Source organism: Fulvivirga sediminis, from assembly GCF_016757215.1.
GTDB classification, from domain to species: Bacteria; Bacteroidota; Bacteroidia; order Cytophagales; family Cyclobacteriaceae; genus Fulvivirga; species Fulvivirga sediminis.
Genome location: NZ_JAESIY010000031.1, coordinates 1 through 2,500 on the forward strand (window position 1 = coordinate 1; position 2,500 = coordinate 2,500).

Sequence of the window (2,500 nt, forward strand, 5' to 3'; positions counted from 1 at the left end):
CCTCCCCGTCGATGTGAGCTCTTGGGGGAGATCAGCCTGTTATCCCCAGAGTACCTTTTATCCTTTGAGCGATGGCCCTTCCATGCGGAACCACCGGATCACTATATCCGTCTTTCGACCCTGATCGACTTGTTGGTCTCACAGTCAAGCTCCCTTATGCTATTGCGCTCTGCGCACGGTTACCAAGCGTGCTGAGGGAACCTTTGAAAGCCTCCGTTACTCTTTTGGAGGCGACCACCCCAGTCAAACTACCCACCAAACACTGTCTCTGTAAACAGATTAGGCATCACGTAAATAAAGGGTGGTATTTCAACAACGACTCCGCAATGCCTGGCGACACCACTTCATAGTCTCCCACCTATCCTACACATCATTTACACAATGTCAATGTTAAGCTATAGTAAAGGTTCATGGGGTCTTTCCGTCCCGTTGCGGGTACGCGGCATCTTCACCGCGACTACAATTTCACCGAGCTCGTGGCCGAGACAGTATCCAGATCGTTGCACCATTCGTGCAGGTCGGAACTTACCCGACAAGGAATTTCGCTACCTTAGGACCGTTATAGTTACGGCCGCCGTTTACTGGGGCTTCAGTTCAATGCTTCTTCTTGCGAATAACATCCCCCCTTAACCTTCCAGCACCGGGCAGGTGTCAGGCCATATACATCATCTTTCGATTTCGCATAGCCATGTGTTTTTGCTAAACAGTCGCCTGGATCTTTTCACTGCGGCCTCTCTGCCGAAACAGAGGAGGCGCCCCTTCTCCCGAAGTTACAGGGCCATTTTGCCTAGTTCCTTAGCCACGAATCACTCGAGCACCTCAGGATTCTCTCCTTGACTACCTGTGTCGGTTTGCGGTACGGGTACCATTAACATAAGTTTAGAGGTTTTTCTTGGAAGTCTGATTAGGGCCACTATCCACGCTCCCGAAGGATTATGGTACTATCAGGTTCAGCTAACAATACGGATTTGCCTATATCGTCAATACCTACACCCTTTAACGTACTATTCCGTCAGTACGCGAGCCTTTCACTACTCCGTCACCCCATCACTGTTAACGGTAGTATGGGAATATTAACCCATTGTCCATCGACTACCCCTTTCGGGTTCGCCTTAGGTCCCGACTAACCCTGATCCGATTAGCGTTGATCAGGAATCCTTAGTCTATCGGTGGGCGGGTTTCTCACCCGCCTTATCGTTACTTATGCCTACATTTGCTTTTCTATCCGCTCCAACATGGCTTACGCCACACCTTCGCCGCTGATAGAATGCTCCCCTACCCAGAATAAATTCTGCCAAAGCTTCGGTAGTATACTTTATGCCCGATTATCATCGATGCTCTGTCGCTCGACCAGTGAGCTGTTACGCACTCTTTAAATGAATGGCTGCTTCCAAGCCAACATCCTGGCTGTCTCGGCAACTGAACCACCTTAGTTCAACTTAGTATACATTTGGGGACCTTAGCTGTTGGTCCGGGTTCTTTCCCTTTCGGACAAGGACCTTAGCACCCTTGCCCTCACTGCAGAGTATATCTAATAGCATTCGGAGTTCATCAGGATTTGGTAGGATGTGACTCCCCCTAGTCCTATTGGTAGCTCTACCTCTATTAGACTTAACCTCCACGCTGCTCCTAAAAGCATTTCGGGGAGTACGAGCTATTTCTCAGTTTGATTGGCCTTTCACCCCTACCCACAGCTCATCCAAACACTTTTCAACGTGTACTGGTTCGGTCCTCCAGTGCGTGTTACCGCACCTTCAACCTGGCCATGGGTAGATCACCAAGTTTCGCGTCTACCTCCACTGACTAAACGCACTATTAATACTCGCTTTCGCTCCGGCTCCGTTCTTCTAAAAACTTAACCTCGCCAGTGAAGAGTAACTCGTAGGCTCATTATGCAAAAGGCACGCCGTCACAGAACTAATCTGCTCCGACCGCTTGTAAGCGTATGGTTTCAGGTACTATTTCACCCCCTTATTCAGGGTACTTTTCACCTTTCCCTCACGGTACTGGTTCACTATCGGTCTCTCAGGAGTATTTAGCCTTACCAGATGGTGCTGGCAGTTTCAGACGGGATTTCACCTGTCCCGCCCTACTCAGGATACTACTATCATTAATGATCTTACTCCTACAGGTCTTTCACCTTCTATGGATCAACTTCCCAGATGATTCAAATTCAATCATTAACAAACATTGTAGTCCTACAACCCCCATCATGCCGTAACATAATGGGTTTGGGCTGTTCCGCGTTCGCTCGCCGCTACTAACAGAATCACTATTGTTTTCTCTTCCTCCGGGTACTTAGATGTTTCAGTTCTCCGGGTTCGCCTCCTTTAAAAGGATAATTAGTCTTCAACTAATTGGGTTGTCCCATTCGGAAATCTACGGATCAAGTCATATTTGCTAATCCCCGTAGCTTATCGCAGCTTATCACGTCCTTCTTCGCCTCTGAGAGCCTAGGCATTCCCCATACGCCCTTTTCTACTTTCTCTAGTTTTTTTTG

1 rRNA gene is annotated in these 2,500 nt (G+C 48.4%); it reads right to left on the minus strand.

Going from position 1 to position 2,500, the window contains the following annotated elements:
- Positions 1-2,488: ribosomal RNA gene (locus tag JL102_RS23310) — 23S ribosomal RNA — on the minus strand; the annotation flags it as partial.
- Positions 2,489-2,500 lie beyond the last annotated feature (12 nt).